Annotated in this window: 1 protein-coding gene; it reads right to left on the bottom strand. The window is 66.8% G+C overall.

Annotation, left to right across the window (positions count from 1 at the left end; all coding sequences use genetic code 11):
• Positions 1-23: 23 nt before the first annotated feature.
• The gene (locus RAN62_RS40990) at positions 24-1,271 is read right to left on the bottom strand and encodes an IS110 family RNA-guided transposase (protein ID WP_438874612.1); all 1,248 of its coding nucleotides are present in this window, start codon (positions 1,269-1,271) and stop codon (positions 24-26) included.
• Positions 1,272-1,471 lie beyond the last annotated feature (200 nt).

Raw genomic sequence — 1,471 nt, 5'->3', positions numbered from 1 at the left:
GGGGGGTGTCCCTATGGGTTCTGTCAAGCGGCGAGGGCAAGCTTCTCTATCGGTTTGTGCTGGTAGGGCGTTTGGGTGCGGAGCATCGCGTGCAGGACGTCGACGCGGCGTCGGGCGAGGCAGATGAGGGCGGCGTTGTGCTTCTTGCCCTCGGCCCGTTTGCGGTCGTAGTAGGCCCGGCTCAGCGGGTCTGACAGGGCCGCGAACGCGGACAAGAAGAACGCGCGTTTCAGCTGCTTGTTACCGCCTTTGGGTGGGTGTTCCCCCCGGATGCTGGTGCCCGAACGACGGGTAACCGGCGCCAGACCGGCGTAGGCGGCCAGATGGCCAGAGGTGGGAAACGCCGCGACGTCACCGACCTCGAGAAGGATCCGGGCTGCGGTCCTGACCCCGACACCAGGCATCGAGATCAGGACCGAGGAGAGAGGGTGAGCATCGAGCATCCCCTCGACCTGCTCGGCGAGCTTGTCACGCTGTTTCAGCAGGTCGCGGAGACTGTCCGCCAGCTTGGGCAGGATCGTCTCGGCGGCGGTGGAGCCTGGGACCACGACAGTTTGGGCGTCCAAGGCAGTGAAGATTTGCTCGACCAGGCGGACACCCATGCGCGGTGCCCGTGGCGCGACGATCTCGGCCAGTTTCGACCGGCCGGCCTTGCGCAGACCAGCCGGGCCACCACAGCGCGACAACACTTCCAGGACCGCGGCATGCTGCACTTTCGGGCCCAGCACCCGCTCCAGCGGCGGGTGGATCTGAGTGAGCAGACCACGGATGCGATTCGAGATGCGGGTGACCTCACCGGCCAGGTCATCGTCATAGCCGACCAGCATCTCCAGCTCGGCCAGGGTGTCATCACCGGCATCGACCCGGCGCAACGTATGTGGCAATGTTCGGGCCGCGTCAGCGATCACATAGGCGTCGCGGGCGTCAGTCTTCGCCGTGCCCGGATGCAGGTCAGCGAGCCGCCGCATGACCAGACCCGGCAGATAGGCGATCTGGTGCCCAGCAGCGCGGGCCACCGCGACCGGGAGGGCACCGATCGACGCGGGCTGGTCGACCACGGCCAGGATCCGACCGTGCCGGCCAAGCTTATCGAACAGTTTCCGCAGCCCGGCCTCAGTGTTCGGCAACGCCGCGTCGTGCAGCCGTTTACCGGCCGCATCGAGTGCGACCGCGTGATGGTCGCTCTTGCCGACGTCCAGACCGAGGAACACGCCGTACTCGTTGCTCACGTCTTGGCTCCCACGATGTCCATCATGGGCTCGGCCGCTGATCAAGCGTCGGACTGCCGGCAGCCACGTTACGAAGAGACCTACCCAGGATCAGGCGGCCGGGTCCCTATCAGCGGTCTCGCCGACGCCACCCGGCCCGGCGACAACACCCCCCGGATCATGCGTGCGACAGGGGCAGAAAGTCATACCGGACCGAGCGACCGAGCAGCCCCCGGCTGGGGACGATCAAAAAGGTAACGGGC

Origin of the sequence: Symbioplanes lichenis (genome assembly GCF_030709675.1) — a bacterium.
Taxonomy (GTDB): domain Bacteria; phylum Actinomycetota; class Actinomycetes; order Mycobacteriales; family Micromonosporaceae; genus Actinoplanes; species Actinoplanes lichenis.
The sequence above is the reverse complement of the archived record's forward strand: the minus strand, read 5'-3'. Positions and strand labels throughout refer to the sequence as shown.